Origin of the sequence: Amycolatopsis sp. NPDC004625, assembly GCF_040609695.1 — a bacterium.
Lineage (GTDB): Bacteria > Actinomycetota > Actinomycetes > Mycobacteriales > Pseudonocardiaceae > Amycolatopsis.
The window spans coordinates 1-1,203 of the sequence record NZ_JBEXKX010000126.1 but is presented as its reverse complement, the minus strand read 5'-3'; the positions used below and the strand labels follow the sequence as shown (position 1 = coordinate 1,203).

The 1,203-nt window shown below is 66.7% G+C and carries 1 protein-coding gene; it reads left to right on the top strand.

Annotated elements, in window-relative coordinates; all coding sequences use genetic code 11:
* Positions 1-136: 136 nt before the first annotated feature.
* Positions 137-1,203 (top strand): hypothetical protein (locus tag ABZW17_RS46720; protein ID WP_354829481.1); only part of this gene is annotated, 1,067 nt, incomplete at its 3' end.

Sequence of the window (1,203 nt, the reverse complement as noted above, 5' to 3'; positions counted from 1 at the left end):
TGAGTGAGAAACAGTGTTAGAACACTGTTTCTCACTCACGACCGATCGCTAGCTGGAGTTATCCACATCGGTGTCGGTTGTCCACAGATTTCGCGAGGGGCACCTTCGGGCCGGCACGAGCCAGCATCGTCGGGGTATGCCCCAGAACCGCCGATGGTCTGCGCACCAGATCCCGAACGTGGCACGACCTGGCTGGCTGACCTTGCTGGCTGAACAGCACGGCATGATCAGCCTGCAACAGCTACGGGCGTACGGCCACAGCGCCGACGACATCTTCGCCAACTTGACGGCCGGACGCTGGCAACGCGTGCTCCCTCGCATCTATGCCACCTTCACGGGGGCGCTCCCACGGCCTGCGCGACTTTCGGCGGCCTTGCTCTACGGGGGTCGGCACGCGGTGCTGAGTCATCACACCGCCGCCGAAGAGTGGCGGCTCGTACCGACGACCGATCGTCCGGTCGAAATCACCGTCCCCTACTCCAGCTCGGCAGTCTCACAGCGGCCGTTGGTCGTGGTCCACCGATCACGGGCGTTACAGCACACGGCGCTGGACACCACGCCACCCAGGACGCGCGGTCCGGACACCATTCTCGACCTGGCCGTGTCACAGCAGACGGCCCGGGAGGCGACGATGCTCGTTGTCGACCTGGTCAGTCGCAGCTCGATACCCCTTCAAACAGTGCTCGATTGTTTTCGGCTGCGGCCGCCGTACCGATACCGACCAGCCATCCTCCGGGGACTCGACCTGATCGGCAACGGCTTGATGTCCGCACTCGAGGTCGAGTACCTGGAGAGAGTCGAGGACCAGCACGGGCTACCCAGAGGTGCTCGGCAGGCGCCGTTCGCGGTGGACGGGAAGACCCTCTGGGAGGACGTGACCTACGACAACCACGGGGCCGCAGTCACGATCCGGCTCGACGGCCGCACCACGCACGCGACCGGCGGCATCGCCTTCCGGGACCGCCGACGCGACAACGCCGCCGAACTGGCAGGTCGTGCACGGTTGGTCTACGGCTGGCAAGACGTCCACACCTCGCCGTGCGCCGTCGCAGCGGAAGTGCGGAGGATCCTGGTCCGAGAGGGCTGGACTCCCGAAGGCGCCCGTGAACCGACCTGCCCGACCTGCCAGTTCGGCGGCGTTGTCGCGTCGGCGGTCCCGGAAGGCGATGCCGCCGGTCGCGTGCGTGGTGCGGCCGTCGAGCC